This window comes from Peribacillus simplex, from assembly GCF_001578185.1.
Taxonomy (GTDB): domain Bacteria; phylum Bacillota; class Bacilli; order Bacillales; family DSM-1321; genus Peribacillus; species Peribacillus simplex_A.
The window spans coordinates 1,458,602-1,473,818 of sequence record NZ_CP011008.1 but is presented as its reverse complement, the minus strand read 5'-3'; the positions used below and the strand labels follow the sequence as shown (position 1 = coordinate 1,473,818).

Annotated in this window: 16 protein-coding genes; 4 read left to right on the top strand and 12 right to left on the bottom strand. The window is 40.2% G+C overall.

Features of this window, described 5'->3' with window-relative positions; genetic code table 11:
• Positions 1-516 precede the first annotated feature (516 nt).
• Entirely contained in the window at positions 517-726 is a 210-nt protein-coding gene (locus UP17_RS06915) for a DNA-dependent RNA polymerase subunit epsilon (RefSeq protein WP_061462261.1), read from the top strand.
• Between the two features lie 3 nt (positions 727-729).
• Positions 730-2,400 carry a ribonuclease J1 gene (gene rnjA / locus UP17_RS06910; RefSeq protein WP_061462260.1) on the top strand — a complete coding sequence of 557 codons (1,671 nt, stop codon included), beginning with the start codon at positions 730-732 and terminating at the stop codon, positions 2,398-2,400.
• A 335-nt stretch (positions 2,401-2,735) separates the two neighbouring features.
• Here rnjA and UP17_RS06905 read toward each other — a convergent pair whose 3' ends face one another.
• The 8 genes from UP17_RS06905 to UP17_RS06875 form a co-directional block, all read right to left on the bottom strand.
• Positions 2,736-3,395: a potassium channel family protein gene (locus UP17_RS06905; protein WP_061462259.1), complete on the bottom strand. Its 660-nt coding sequence runs from the start codon at positions 3,393-3,395 to the stop codon at positions 2,736-2,738.
• Between the two features lie 58 nt (positions 3,396-3,453).
• Positions 3,454-4,584, bottom strand: a complete 1,131-nt coding sequence (locus UP17_RS06900) for an N-acetyldiaminopimelate deacetylase (RefSeq protein ID WP_061462258.1) — start codon at positions 4,582-4,584, stop codon at positions 3,454-3,456.
• A 68-nt stretch (positions 4,585-4,652) separates the two neighbouring features.
• A complete protein-coding gene (gene dapD / locus UP17_RS06895) occupies positions 4,653-5,363 on the bottom strand; it encodes a 2,3,4,5-tetrahydropyridine-2,6-dicarboxylate N-acetyltransferase (protein ID WP_061462257.1) in 711 nt (236 codons plus the stop codon).
• A gap of 125 nt (positions 5,364-5,488) precedes the next feature.
• Positions 5,489-6,373, bottom strand: coding sequence for a transcriptional regulator CcpC (locus UP17_RS06890; protein WP_061462256.1), 885 nt, complete (start codon positions 6,371-6,373; stop codon positions 5,489-5,491).
• A 262-nt stretch (positions 6,374-6,635) separates the two neighbouring features.
• Positions 6,636-8,162: an MDR family MFS transporter gene (locus tag UP17_RS06885; RefSeq protein WP_061462255.1), complete on the bottom strand. Its 1,527-nt coding sequence runs from the start codon at positions 8,160-8,162 to the stop codon at positions 6,636-6,638.
• 130 nt (positions 8,163-8,292) lie between these two features.
• Positions 8,293-8,730 (bottom strand): cyclic-di-AMP-binding protein CbpB, encoded by a 438-nt coding sequence (cbpB, locus tag UP17_RS06880; RefSeq protein ID WP_061462254.1) that lies wholly within the window; start codon positions 8,728-8,730, stop codon positions 8,293-8,295.
• Between the two features lie 121 nt (positions 8,731-8,851).
• Positions 8,852-8,998, bottom strand: coding sequence for a hypothetical protein (locus tag UP17_RS28225; protein ID WP_089362373.1), 147 nt, complete (start codon positions 8,996-8,998; stop codon positions 8,852-8,854).
• A 123-nt stretch (positions 8,999-9,121) separates the two neighbouring features.
• Positions 9,122-9,361, bottom strand: a complete 240-nt coding sequence (locus UP17_RS06875) for a YkuJ family protein (protein WP_061462253.1) — start codon at positions 9,359-9,361, stop codon at positions 9,122-9,124.
• A 184-nt stretch (positions 9,362-9,545) separates the two neighbouring features.
• On the opposite strand from UP17_RS06875, the gene UP17_RS06870 reads away from it, so the two are divergent.
• On the top strand, positions 9,546-10,505 hold the full coding sequence (locus tag UP17_RS06870) for an MBL fold metallo-hydrolase (RefSeq protein ID WP_061462252.1): 960 nt from the start codon (positions 9,546-9,548) through the stop codon (positions 10,503-10,505).
• 94 nt (positions 10,506-10,599) lie between these two features.
• Positions 10,600-10,833 carry a glutaredoxin family protein gene (locus UP17_RS06865; protein WP_061462251.1) on the top strand — a complete coding sequence of 78 codons (234 nt, stop codon included), beginning with the start codon at positions 10,600-10,602 and terminating at the stop codon, positions 10,831-10,833.
• Between the two features lie 86 nt (positions 10,834-10,919).
• On the opposite strand, the gene UP17_RS06860 is transcribed toward UP17_RS06865, so the two are convergent.
• The 4 genes from UP17_RS06860 to UP17_RS06845 form a co-directional block, all read right to left on the bottom strand.
• The gene (locus UP17_RS06860; RefSeq protein WP_061462250.1) at positions 10,920-11,405 is read right to left on the bottom strand and encodes a DUF3993 domain-containing protein; all 486 of its coding nucleotides are present in this window, start codon (positions 11,403-11,405) and stop codon (positions 10,920-10,922) included.
• Positions 11,406-11,588: 183 nt separating this feature from the next.
• Positions 11,589-11,816 carry a hypothetical protein gene (locus UP17_RS06855; RefSeq protein ID WP_061462249.1) on the bottom strand — a complete coding sequence of 76 codons (228 nt, stop codon included), beginning with the start codon at positions 11,814-11,816 and terminating at the stop codon, positions 11,589-11,591.
• Positions 11,817-11,891: 75 nt separating this feature from the next.
• Positions 11,892-13,097, bottom strand: coding sequence for an EAL domain-containing protein (locus UP17_RS06850; protein ID WP_061462248.1), 1,206 nt, complete (start codon positions 13,095-13,097; stop codon positions 11,892-11,894).
• Positions 13,098-13,285: 188 nt separating this feature from the next.
• A complete protein-coding gene (locus UP17_RS06845) occupies positions 13,286-15,142 on the bottom strand; it encodes an SLC13 family permease (protein ID WP_250211770.1) in 1,857 nt (618 codons plus the stop codon).
• Between the last annotated feature and the right edge of the window lie 75 nt (positions 15,143-15,217).

Genomic DNA, 15,217 nt, shown 5'->3' with positions numbered 1-15,217 from the left:
TTCGGACAGCCCTTCAAAAACTTGCGGAGGGCTTCTTCCTTGTTGTAAAGTTCTTGTTAAGCATTCTTTCTATCTTGGCGTTGATATGCAAGGTGATTACATATTTCATCAAATTATTAGCCGTTGTCTTTTCATGAAACGCTGTACCCAATGGTACTATATAATTAAGAAAGAAATCGTTTGCGAAAAAGGATCCCATTTAAATAAGATAAAGTGAGTAAACTATTTTCACATGAAAAGAAGCTTGCAGAAACTTTTCTTAGCGATTTAAGTTTTACACATAGTAAAAACGGATAGGATATATGATAGAGGAAGCTGTAATTGGATTGATACCCGATATCTGCCATCTATTTTTTTATATACTTTTTTAGACATTGGTATATTTAATTCATCAAAACCCCTTCCGTTTTTATGGCGGAGCTGGGTTTATTTTTACATGATGTTGAAAAACATGAAAAAATTGTTGTTTTTATATATAATGAAAAAAGCAATGCAAACAAGTGAGGAGAGATTAAAATGGTTTTTAAGGTATACTATCAAGTAACCATAGCAGAGGTTCCCATCAGGGAGAATACTAAAACAGTGTTTGTTGAAGGTGAATCTGTTCGTGACGTCCGTTTAAAATTAAAAAAAGAACCTTATAACGTAGAAATTGTACTACCGGTAACCGGAGCATATTTAGAATATGAAAAACAAAATGAAGATTACAAAGTATTGGAGCTATAATTTATGAAATTTGTAAAAAATGATCAAACAGCTGTATTCGCCCTGGGCGGTTTAGGCGAAATCGGTAAGAACACATATGCTGTTCAGTTTCAAGATGAGATCATCGTCATTGATGCTGGAATTAAATTTCCTGAAGATGAACTTCTCGGTATTGACTATGTGATTCCGGATTACAGCTATTTAGAGAAAAATGTAGATAAAATTAAAGGTGTTTTCATCACGCATGGCCATGAAGACCATATTGGCGGGATTCCTTATTTACTTAGAAAAGTGAATGTCCCTGTGTACGGCGGGAAGCTTGCACTTGGATTACTTCGGAATAAATTGGAAGAACACGGCCTTTTACGTCAGACAACCATGATTGAAATCAGTGAAGATGAAGTGATCAAGTTCCGGAAGACTTCCGTCTCATTCTTCCGCACAACTCACAGTATCCCTGATTCTTATGGAATCGTTGTAAAAACGCCACCTGGGCAAATTGTCCATACTGGTGATTTTAAATTCGACTTCACACCTGTTGGTGAGCCAGCAAACTTAACCAAGATGGCTGAAATTGGCAAAGAAGGCGTATTGTGCTTACTCTCGGACAGCACAAATAGTGAAGTGCAGAACTTCACTATGTCTGAAAGCCGTGTCGGCGATACCATTCAAGACATTTTCCGTAAGGTTGACGGCCGGATCATTTTTGCAACGTTTGCATCGAACATCCATCGCCTTCAGCAAGTTGTAGAAGCAGCCGTGGCTAATGGCCGTAAAATAGCTGTTTTTGGCCGCAGTATGGATTCCGCCATATCAATTGGCCAAGACCTTGGTTATATCGTAGCGCCTAAAGATACATTTATAGATGTACAGCAATTAAATCGTATGCCTGCGAACAAAGTAACCATCCTTTGTACAGGCAGCCAAGGTGAACCAATGGCAGCACTGTCAAGGATAGCAAATGGGACTCACCGTCAAATTCAAATCATTCCTGGTGATACAGTCGTATTTTCTTCTTCACCTATTCCTGGTAATACAATCAGTGTTTCCAGAACGATTAATCAATTATATCGTGCAGGTGCAGACGTCATTTCAGGGCCACTGAATGATATTCATACTTCAGGTCATGGCGGACAGCAGGAACAAAAACTAATGCTTCGTTTGATAAAGCCAAAATTCTTCATGCCAATCCATGGTGAATATCGCATGCAAAAACTTCATGCCCGTCATGCAGTCGATTGCGGTGTCCCGGAAGAAAATTGCTTTATCATGGATAATGGTGAAGTTCTTTCCTTAAGTGAAAACACAGCACAAATTGCTGGTAAAATCCCTTCAGGCTCTGTTTATATCGATGGAAGCGGCATCGGGGATATCGGTAATATCGTCTTACGCGATCGTCGGATTCTTTCCGAAGAAGGTCTTGTGGTTGTCGTTGTCAGCATAAATATGAAGGAATTCAAAATTGCGTCCGGCCCTGACATCATCTCACGCGGATTTGTTTATATGAGGGAATCGGGAGACCTGATCAGTGATGCTCAATCCTTGATCACTAAGCATTTAAATAAAGTGATGGATCGCAAAACTACTCAATGGTCTGAAATTAAAAATGAAATTACAGACACTTTATCTCCATTCCTATATGAAAAAACTAAACGCCGTCCTATGATCCTACCGATCATCATGGAAGTCCAATAAACAAAAAAAACCCAGCCATCATATGGCTGGGTTTTCAGACTGTGGACAAACTCGATTATAATTGAGTTTGTCCACAGTTTTTTTAGGATTACTAAATTTGACCGGTGATTGGAACGTAGAAACGGTAGAGCGTGAATTCGAAAGACGCAAAAGAAGTATTGTATGCGTTGGACTACCTTAAGGGAACTTAAAAAAATTTTCGCTGCAGGCTATTCCCGGTATCTGCTTCAAAACCAACAAAAAGGTTTCGGAATGAGACCATTCCGAAACCTTTTTGTTTTCCTTTGATAAAAGAAAGTGAGCGCTGCCTGATACTAATTTAGCAGGACGCTTGCTTATTCTACAATCTTTTTTTCGAAACGATTGATGTCCGAATCCGCTCCGATGACGATCAATATATCACCTTTATGTATTAAATCGCTTGCCTGTGGGGAGACATTTATTTCGTTCCCTCTTTTAATCGCGACGATATTCAGCCCATAGTGGGCGCGGATATCAAGATCAAATATCGAATTTCCATTCATCTTTTGGCTTGCAACAATTTCGACGATGGAATGTTCATCAGATAGCTCCAAATAATCGAGAATATTATTGGAGACGATATTATGTGCAATCCTTCTCCCCATATCTCGTTCGGGGTGCACAACGAAGTCGGCCCCGATTTTACGAAGAACCTTCTCATGATAATCATTTTGCGCTTTTACCGTAACATTTCCGACACCCAATTCCTTAAGCATGAGAGTCGTCAATATACTTGCTTGAATATTCTCGCCAATCGCTACGATGACGTGATCAAAATTACGAATTCCTATGTTTCTCAGCACATTTTCATCTGTGGTATCCCCTACTATGGCATGAGAAGCTATTCTGGCAAATTCATTCACTCGATCTTCGTCTGCATCAATGGCCAGAACTCCTAATCCCTCTTCAGCCAATGTCTTGACTATACTGCCGCCAAAACGGCCAAGTCCAATCACCGCAAATTCTTTTTTCACAATAAGCCCTCCAACATCATTCGTTCTCTCTTTAATGTTACGTACTAAAAAGCGTTTTTTAAGCTCTGTTTCCTTTAAACGTTATATAATCCGTTAAATGGTTAATCGCGAGTTCAATCGCACTTTCATCCGGACTCAACTTAGCATGGTGCAATCCGTATTCTGATGAAACCCCTAGCCAGAACATGAAACCTGGAATCTCCTTTAACATATATCCAAAATCTTCACCGGTCATCGCTTCAGTACAGCGATGCAAATGAACATCCGATGCCTTGTCTGTAAATTCCATGAATTCCCGGGTCAGCCTTTCTTCATTATACACCTGGTGATACATCGCACCATAGTCGATTTCTGCCAAGCACTCAAATCCAACTTGTATACCATCCACAAGCGCTTTTATTCTTGACTTGACCTTTACCATCGATTCGGGGTTAAGGGTTCGTATTGTGCCTTCTAAACGCGCTGTCTCCGCAATAATATTTTGAACGGTTCCTCCAGTAATCTTCCCAACTGTAATGACAGCTGAATCAAGTGGATTTACATTCCGCGAAACGATGGTTTGCAGTTGCCCTACAAGCGAGCAGGCCGCGATGACCATGTCTTTTGTTTCATGTGGATAGGCTGCATGCCCTCCTTTACCTTTCAAATCGATGTACAATTCAGATGTATTGGCAAATAGAAGCCCTTCTTTAACGGCAATCGTTCCAACTTGATACTCTGGAGCAATATGTAAAGCAAGGATCATGTCAGGCTTCCACTTTTTCATGGTCTCCGATTTAAGCATCGGTTCCGCACCACCAGGGCCCTCTTCTGCTGGCTGGAAAATGAAGAGCAAGTCATCATCGATTTGATTTTCGGCGAAATACGTCAATAATCCCAAACCGATGCTCATATGAAAATCATGGCCGCAGGCATGCATATGTTCCTCATGTTTGGATGCGAAGGACAGCCCAGTTTCCTCTTTTATCGGCAGACCGTCTATATCTGCCCTATAGCCAATTATTTTCCGAGGGCTCCTTCCCTTCACTTTCACGAATATCCCCGTTCGCCAAGTTTCTATTTCTATTCGTTCAGAGGCAAGATTCGTTATGTAATTCAATAGATATCGCTGCGTCTTATATTCTTTAAATCCTATCTCCGGTATTTGATGCAAATCACGCCGGATCTCGGCAAAAGGATTTGTTTTCACATTATTCCCTCCTATACAGAAAGCGTGGATAATTATATCCACGCTTAAGGCAATATTCACTTAAGAAATTAAAGTTGGCGAAGTTCTTGCATGATCTCTGTTTTTGATTTAGTTTTTTCATCAATTTGTTTAATGACCTTCGCCGGGATACCAGCAGCCACTGAGTAAGGCGGAACGTCTTTCGTTACAATTGCACCAGCCGCTACAACTGAACCTTGACCGATTTTCACACCTTCAAGAACCACCGCATTAGCTCCGATTAAAACATCGTCTTCCAAAATGACCGGTTGTGCAGAAGGAGGCTCGATGACACCTGCTAATACTGCACCTGCACCAACGTGACAGTTTTTACCCACTGTTGCACGTCCGCCCAGTATTGCATTCATGTCAATCATTGTGCCTTCACCAATGACGGAGCCAATATTGATCGATGCCCCCATCATGATCACTGCGTTGTCACCGATCGATACTTGGTCACGGATTATTGCTCCAGGCTCGATACGGGCTTTGATGCCTTTTAGGTCCAATAAAGGAATGGCAGAGTTACGGCGATCGTTTTCAACTACATAATCCTCGATTTTTGTCCCCGCTGCCTCGATTGCCTCTTCGACCTCAGACCACTCACCGAAAACAACCCCTGTATTTCCTGTAATGAAGGTTTTAGAAGCAGGTCCAAAATCCATACCTTCTAAATCACCTTTGACATATACTTTTACTGGTGTCGATTTTTTACTATTTGAGATAAAAGAAATAATTTCATTTGCATCCATTTTATTCATTCCGGGTAAAACCTCCTAAATATGTATCATTACTCGTCTTAAATTTAACAGACAAATGCCGGCAAGACAAGTTGAATGTCACTCTTAAATATTATTCTGCCCTATTGACATTTTCGTCCTCGGATTCATAACATTCCTTGTTGGCGAATATGCTCTTTTACCACTTCCGTGAATGCTTGGACTTGCTTTAACTGGAAAGCAGATTCATAGCCGCAAAGCCATGTATCCCGTTCGATTGAGTGATTATGCCCATCTAGAAGAGGGATTTTAAAAACATTCGTATCTTTATCATGTAAAGTGATGGCAGGCAGGATTGCATATCCAATGCCGTTAAATACCATTTGTTTGCATGTTTCGATTTGATCCACGACTATGGTGTTTTTGGGTGTCGTTTTAAATTGTCGGTGCCACCAGTCCTGAATTTCCTGGTAATAATTCGAATCGCTTTTAAACTGAATGAATGGCCGGTCCGTTTCAAACACTTGATTCAGTTCCTTCATTTCAGTATCCACCAAATAAAGCATATCTGTAAATAAATGCTGTTTAACCCCTTTCCAATCCGGGGCTCCCCTTATGATGCCAATATGTACTTGCCCTTCATACAAAGACTTTAAAATCTCACTGCTCCAGCCAGTGATTAACGAAATTTTGGCATAGGGATATTTTTGGACGAATTTTTTTAATACTTGCGGAAGCCAATTTTGACCGACAATCGAGGCACAGGCTATTTTCAAAGTACCATATACTTCATGATCCATAGCTTGGATACTTTCCCTGACCTTTTCCTCTTTTTCTATTACCTCATTGGCCAAACGGATTACCGCTTCCCCTGCAGGCGTCAGCGACAGCCCTTTTTGTGAACGCAGAAACAGTTTCGATCCCCAATCCTTTTCTATTGATTGTAAACGCTGTGATAAAGCCGGCTGGGAAACGAACAACCGCTCAGCAGCTTTTCTCATATTCATCTCCTGAGCAAGTACAGATAATAAATGAAATTCTGAAAACGACATACACACCAACCTCTTGATAATTAATTCTTATCATGCTGACTTAATTTATTTACATTTAATTATCAACAAAGTCCGCATATATTACAAGGGAAAAGAAATGGAGTGAATATCCTTTTACGATCATATTATTGCTGGTCATCAGTTTTGCAGCATTCAATGCAGGCACATCGACAGCTGAAATTCAACATACGGTCTCGATCGCATGATCGATTCCATTGATCATCCGAGTCGCATTTCCCTTCCACTTAAAGGCAAGCTTCAATTATGAGTCTGCCTTATTCTCATATGCCTTCTTATTCTTTCTTAGTCTTGTAAGTAACATGAAACTGATTACTGAGAAGACTAGAACAATGAGATAAATCGTTTGTAAAGACAATGTAAGTCCTTCCTGCAAAACTTTTACCACATTTTCAGGAAGCTTCGTACGTTCTTCACTGTTCAACAGTTTATTTGCCGTATCTATCGTCACTCCCGAACCGGATGGTGCATGCTCGTTTAAATAGGCTTGAAGTCTCGTATTCATGATTCCTCCAAGTAATGCTGCACCTACCGTATTTCCTAAATTACGCATGAACATATTAGAAGCTGTCGCAATCCCCCTGCGTTCCCAGCTGACTGTTTTTTGAATGACGACAATGAATGAGGTAGAGGTCAAACCCATCCCTACACCGACAAAGAAGGATCCCATGGCAGCAATAAGGGGCCCTGCTTCTGGCTTCATCCATACTAGGATCAAACTCCCAAGGATCAGCGAGCACCCTCCAATGAGGGAGGTCGCTTTGAAGCCTATTTTCATCAATAACTTGCCTGATACCATTGAAGCGATCGGCCAGCCAATTGACATGGCTGTCAATGTAAACCCAGCTACCGTAGGAGAGCGTTCCATCACACCCTGAACGAATGTTGGGAGGAAACTTGATAATCCTATCATCATCACCCCTGTCGTCAGAGATACAAGATTCGCAATCAGGATGGAGCGCTCCTGCCAGATTTCAAAAGGCATCATCGGTTCGGTTGCTTTCATTTCCTGAAGAATGAATAAGATAAAGGCGATTATGGCCACTAATGCCAGGGAAATGACTGGAGCTGAAGCCCATGACCATTTTACTCCCCCTTCTACGAGTATCACCATAAGAGTGGATATGGATAACGTCAATAGGGTTGCACCAAGGTAATCGATATCACGTTTTTTCTTTTCAATTTTTTCATGAAGGAAAAACCAAATCCCTATAAAAGATAGTAAGCCCAGAGGAATATTAACCCAAAATACAAGCTTCCAAGTCAGGGATTCAACGAGCATGCCGCCCAAAGCCGGCCCCATTACCGCTGAAATGCCCCAAACGCTCGATAGATACCCTTGAACGCGTGCCCTCTCCTCATTTTTATAGATATCACCAACAATCGTTGAAGCTACTGGAGCTACAGCCCCTGCCCCAAAACCTTGTACAAAGCGATAAATGATGAGTTCCGTCATGGAATTGGCAAAGCCGCAAAGAAGGGAGCCAATTAAGAAAACAACGATCCCAAATAATAAGACAGGTTTTCTACCGAGAATATCTGAGAGCTTTCCATATATCAAGACTGTCACAGCGTTCATTAACAAATAGCCTGAAAACACCCAGCTGTAAAGTGAAAAACCACCTAAATCGCTTACAATGGCTGGCATAGCCGTCGAAACGATCGTTCCTTCAATAGCATTCATAAACATAGCCAATATGATGGCAGCTAAAACGAAGGGACGTTTCAATTTTTTATTCTGCACTTTTGCACTATCCACTGCTTGGCCCAATTTCCGCCATCCTTTCCTAATAAGTAATAACTGTTTTTAGATTTTACCATCAACTGGTACAAATATGTAAAAAACAAGAAAACTCGCCAACTGGCGAGTCTTAAGGTTAACCATATTCAGCCTTACATTTTTATTCAGCTGTATTTTGTTTAAATACTTTTTTCAAGATTGCTCTTCTAGTTAAGATACCTTCAAATACATGTTCGTCATTCTCTACACAGACAAACGGATGATCGATTAACAATTCCACACCCTTTGTCAAAGTATCTTCAATATGCAGGCGAGGTATTTCTATATTCATTATTTCAGAAACTTTTTTATTCTCAAGATTATCGAATTCAATTCGTTCCAGTCCCAAAATTGAATCAAGAATGACTGGTGTGCTGATTAAGCCATGCAGTTTATACATCGGATCTAACACAGGAATGGCCGTATAACCGCTCTTTGTTAATACCAAAAGTGCATGTTCTAAATTATTGGTTACCTGCACGTGGGCCACGCGTTCAGAAGAAATCATTAAGTCTTTAACGCTGGATTCCAATAAATCCCCATCATGAGTACCGATCATGTTAAAACCCCTTACCATATGTTTTTATATACAGCTCTTTCATTAGTTTAACATATGTAAGCAGAAAAGGCTCATTCCTAGATCAATAAAATCCCCAACTGTGGGATTTTGACAAAGCTCCTTACCCCTTACTAGTTTTAATGTTAACCTGTTTAAAACCGCATTCCGGGCATTGATAAATCACATTTTGGTTTGATTGTGCCGTTAATACATTTTCCATTTCCCTTTCTTCTCCGCAAACAGGACAAATTACCATTGGATTTTTCATTTTTATCCCTCCAATTAATAAGATGTCGTAAAAATCACTTCTTCATTCAAAAAGTAATAATTGAACGGTTTCATGCACAATAAAAAAAGCCGCTTCCATGGGAAGGCGACTTTTAATGATTTTTTAAGATTGAAGAAGATCAAAGATTTCAATGGTAATCATATCAATATTATCGAATTGATATTTTGCTGATTTCCCTTTATCACTGTATACTTCAAGCTCGAACATTTCTGTTTTGCTGAAATATGTAACCTGGCACTTTTTCACACCATCTATTTCAAAAAAACGTTGAGCAGATTCAGATTCCTTCGCTTGCTCTTGAAGACTTTTCAATCTGGTAAGAATGCCCTGTAATTGAGACATACTCCCTCTCCTTTCTGAATAAAACCTTTTCGATAGGTTTCACTATACCATACTTTTCTATCCAGTAGCCACGCTGAAATAAATTCAGAATAATTTAAAACTTCATTCTTTACATGGCACTATTAACAGAATAAAATAAGGAATGGATTTTGTACATGAAAAATTTTCTGGAGGTAGATTCTAGTTGCAAAACATTAGTGAACTTGGTTATCGCATTTCATTGATTGATGGTTTTGATTTGAATAGAAGAAATCGAACAGGAACATATGTAATTGCCGATACAGACATCACTTTAGTCGAAACTTCCGCCAGCCCTTCCATCCCCCATTTAATGAAGGGTCTTGAAGATTTGGGAATCTCCCCTGTGGATATTACATATATCATTCTTACCCATATACATTTGGACCATGCAGGTGGAGCGGGACTTTTTTTACAGCATTGTCCGAACGCCAAAGTGATCGTCCATCCAAAAGGTGCACGGCATCTAGAAGACCCAACACGTTTGATCGCTGGGGCTAAAGCTGTCTATGGTGAAAAATTCAATGAGCTTTTCAATCCGATTTTACCTATTCCATTTGAAAGAATGCTGACTTTACATGATAGGGAAGCCCTAAAGACCAGTGATAATTCCTCCTTGACCTTTTATGACACCCCAGGGCATGCAAACCATCATTTAAGCATTTTCGATTCCGTATCAAAAGGCATGTTTTCAGGTGACACCGTTGGCATCTTTTATCGTGAACTTGATGAAGAAGGTTTGGAATTTTATTTACCATCCACATCACCAAACCAATTTAATCCCGATGCGATGCTTGCTGCAGCGGATTTGTACGAAAGCATCGGCGTCGAGCGTATATATTTTGGTCATTACGGGGTATCGGAAAACCCTAAGGAAGTTTATAAACAACTTCATTATTGGCTGCCCATATTTGTGGAGACTGCCAAATCGGCATATAGGGAATATGATAGCTTTGAGGAACAAGTAGCGGCAACCAGTAAAAATATTTTCACGGAAGTCGCGGTTCATTTAGGTGAAAAAGGAATCATTACTGATCATCCCGTTTTTGAAATCATCGCCATGGACGTAAACGTTTGTTCCATGGGGCTGATAGACTATCTGATAAAACAGGAAAAGGTTAAGTAAAAAGGTTCCTTCAAGGTTTTTCCCTATTCAAATGTCCTGCGATTCTCTATAATGTATAAGTACATCTTACATATAGCATACATGGAGGAATGAAATGAAAGACGTAACGCTTTATACCCAACCTGATTGCCCTCCCTGCAAAATCATGAAAATGTTCTTTGATGATAATAATGTCGTATACAAAGAAAAGGATATTAAAGCAGATGGACATGCACGTAAAGAACTAACGAATAAATATGGCGCCTATTCCACGCCAACGGTCGTCATCGATGGGAAAGCCATTATCGGTTTTGAACTGGACGAAATAAAAAAAGAACTGAATATATAGCAAAAAGTCTAGAGAAGGCTGCCCTCCTCTAGACTTTTTCAGGCTCCATATTTTTCAGATGAAGGAAGACTTTCCTTTTGAATACTTCATCTCATTTTTTCGCTTTCATACTTTACGTCCATTACCTTCCAAACGTCATTCTCCTTTTTCAATGTAACTGATTCAACATGTTTTTCCATCGATACCGGTCCGTCCCCAGTGCCCTGGAATTCCTCTTGAACATAAATGACATCACCGTTTTTCCCATATACAATTTCCGTATTCTTGTCATAACTGAAAAAAGGGATATAATACGGAGCGAAATCTGATCCAAATGTGGTATAACCGCCATCGACTTTCACTACATTCGCTCTGACAAACTTCTTGATGAAATCACCTGTGAAATGTTCATCCAGCTTCCCTTCAATCGCTTCCTTAGTACGTACTTCCTCACTGATCGAGCCTTGGTTCTCCATGGCATCTTGTACTAAAGATAGTACTTCCTCTCTATGTAAACCCTCCGCTGAAGCTGTTAACCCTCCTCCTAAAAAAAGAAGGACACTGGCAAGACATGCAACTAGATATTTCCTCATTACAATCATCTCCTAGTTATAGAATTTCTCCTAATGGTTCTGATTTTTGCCTATGCCTTTCAATACCCGTCAAAATCAAAGCCAAACTACAAAATCAAATTCTCCGGGATACCTTGATACCATTGCCCATTCCTTCACAATAAAAAAAGAAGATTTCATGAAATTGAAATCTCCCTCTTACAATTATTGAAAAGCATAGTAAAAAATAAAACCGGCAACCAAAACCGTCCCGACAAAAAGGGAAACGAATACCGGGTTCTTTAAATACGGATGTTCTTTAACCGAATCATCAATAGTCGAATCATATCTGGCTTTCACTTTCTGTGCCCTTGCTACAGAATAAGTATAAAAGAGCAGATATAACACCATGACTGTAACGATTATGATTAAAATCCAGATGTACGTGCTCAAAATATGTCTCCTCCAAGTGCATCATTTCTGCTTATCGTTACACACTTCAAGCGATTATATTCATGAACCGTTTTTCTATAAAAGGGCTTCATTTTCATATAAATAACTATAAGAAAGATCAAAGAAAATGTATTCCTTATCATTCAGGGGATACGAAAAGGTCCGGATGGTTTCTCCCGTTTCGATATCACTGTATAAATCGGATAAAATTCCTTTCTTCTCATTACGCATCTTTACGATGTTTTCGAGAAAATAAGGTCTCCAGCTCCAATTTTTATTCATATATTTGGGTTGTACTAACCATTGCCCGTCCTTATGGAGGATATTGGGTGATTTTTGATACCCCTCTTCATCACAAATATAAAGCCGAAAACATATGTAATCCAATTTTTTCGCCAAACTACGAAGAAAATCTTCATGGGAGCCAACTCGCTTTTGCTGTTTTAAGAAGCTTTGCATATTTTCGTTGAATTGCGAAGTCTTTTGATAAACGGCTTCAAGCTTCTTGGTCTCAAGTGAAATGAAGGACTGACATTCTTGATGGAATTTTTCACGCAATAAATCCTTATTGATGAACTCACCTTCCGGTTTCGCCAAAAAATACCCTTGATAATATCGTCCACCGTTTTTCCATGCAAAGCGGAGCTGGTATTCAGACTCAATGTTCTCAAATAGTAGATTGGCGCCTATTTTTCGCGCAAGCATGCTTAGAGAAAACAGTATGACCTGATAGGCATCTCCACCTGATATGCGAAGCTGGTCCAGGTTAACTTTTAAAATATTCGGAGAAATTTGTGCAATTCGGTCCAATTGCGTGTCTTGTCCTAAATGATCGAGAGCTATCTTAATCCCATATGTTTTAAAATAAGCGAGCACATGCTGCAAAGGGTCTAAGTTTTCCGGACTGATCGTGTCTGATAATTCCAGCACAATCCGGTGCATTTCCTCCGGTTGAAAATGACGATGTAAAATCTCCATGAATTCTTCGCCATGATCCAGCATAAGCAAATTTGGATCTCTGTTAATAAAGATAAGAAAATCTTCACCATAGTCTTTTATTCTTTCCAAGGCTATTTCAAGAACGTAATTATCCACTTCCACCCTGTACTCTTCCGGCACTGCAGAATCGTGAAAAAAAGGGCCAAGGCTTTTATATTCTGATTGTTCCTCATAGCGCCCTAAAATTTCATATCCGATTACCTGATGTTGATCTGCACTGAAAATCGGTTGAAAGAATGGTGTCACCCTGTCTAAATTCTTCAATATTTTTTCTGTATCCATGATGCATCTTCCCCCTAATTACGAAACACCAATATGCAAAAATTATACCATTAGTTTCTAGTATTGATAATATATAATTTTAATTCCTACAACATAACTCTTTTTTCAGTCATGATTTTTGAAGGAAATTAAACGATTCCTCGTCGAAAAGGCATTGTTCATAAATCGAACAATGCCTTAATGACTAATTAAAAAGGGAAGAACCATGGGATGGTTATCACCATGATAACGCCGATGAAGATCTGTATGGATATCCCGATCACGATAAAGTCCTTATACTTGTAATCACCTGCTGTCATGACAAGCGCATTTGTAGTGGCAACCCTAGGCGTGGATAACGCCAAACTGCCTGCAACTGCAAGGCATAAAAATACAGGAAGAGGATCGATTCCTTGATTCACTGCAGACGTCAGGGCAATGGGCGTCATGATTACCGTGGCTGCTCCATACGGGATGAATTGGCTTAGGATAAGTGTCAGGAGGTAAAAGAAAGCTAATATGCCATGTGCCCCGATATTACTGAATAGAACGGCCAGCCAATCACTTATCATTCTTACTCCACCCGTATTATCCAATGCTGCCGTTATTCCGAACATGGCGGCGATCAATAGAACAGGTTCCCAGTTAATCTTTTGGTAAGCATCTTCCATCGAACGGACACAGCCAGTGATTACCATCAACAATGCGGCCGTCAATACTGATAGCACAGCAGGGATTGACTCCATCGATAAAAGAATGACCATCAATGCAGTGATGCCCAAGGCAATCCATGTTTTACCTTTGGAGTTGACCGGAGAGCCGTCTTCCGAAGTACTGCCAATAACGATGACATCCTGTAAATCCGAGGATATCCTCTCAATGTTCTCCCATTCTCCATGTATCAGGATTGCATCCCCCGGTTTCAGACGTTCCGTACCGACATCCGCTTGAATATATTCACCATTCCGATTGATTGCCAGCACATTACATTGGTATTTCTCACGAAAATGCACATCTATCAAGGTCTGGTTTTCATAATCCGAATTCGGAACGATCAATATTTCCGTCAATCCAAATCTACTGCTTAGAAAATGTTTTTTTATTTGTTCGGTATTGAAATGCTTAAACTCCAGTTCATAGTTAAGTGCCAATCTCTCAACTGCTTCTTCTTCCCCAAACACCAAAATGATATCTTCAGGATGAAGAACTTCATCCGCTCTGGCTGGAATCGTCAGCTGTCTTTGCAACAGCGGCAATTGCTTATCCTTTGGCTTCCGCTGAATTTCAATCAAAGTCAATTCATACTGGATAGGAAGCTGAAGGTCTGACAGCCTTTCCCCAACAATATCGGAAGTAGCGGGTATATGCAGATAATGCAATCGGTCATACACTTTGTACATGCCGGCAAGCTCCCCTGCTGACAGTCCCTTGACACTATTGTTCGCGGCAATCGTTTTCTCGGGTAGTAACAGGCGCCCAAGTGTCAACATGAACAATAATCCTGCTGCAAAAGCGATTAAGCCCACTGGTGTAAAGTCAAAAAATGATAATGTTCCTATTCCGTTTTGCCGTAATACATCAGCAACGACCATATTGGAGGGTGTACCGGTAAGTGTTAATAGTCCGCCAATGCTGCTTGCATAGGCAAGGGGCAATAAATACCTTGTCGGACTTGTTTTTTGTTGTAAAGCCATGCTCATAACGAGCGGAAGCAGTATGGAAACAATGCCCGTTCCACTTAAAAACGCACTTAATATTCCAGCTGTAAGCATGACGATAAGCAGCGATTTCCATTCACTGCCCCCGCATAAACCTAACAACTTATTTCCTGCCTTTTCCACGATTCCTGTATTTAAAAGGCCGGCACCGACGATAAATAGCCCAGCCAGCATGATCACCGCTTGATTCGCAAACCCGGCCACTAGCTCATCCAATGTAAGTATCCCCAGTAAACCAAGTATGGAAAGTCCACTAAGTGCAATTAAATCTGCGCGGAATTTTCCTTGTATAAAAAGCGCAATGGCGCATAGAAGTATAATCAGTGTAATAAACATTGGTTCGGTCATCATGTTACCTCCGTATAGATGTTCAATTTCAAACCGGATACGGTTTCATTAAACCCCAGTTTACATGTTTTTCAT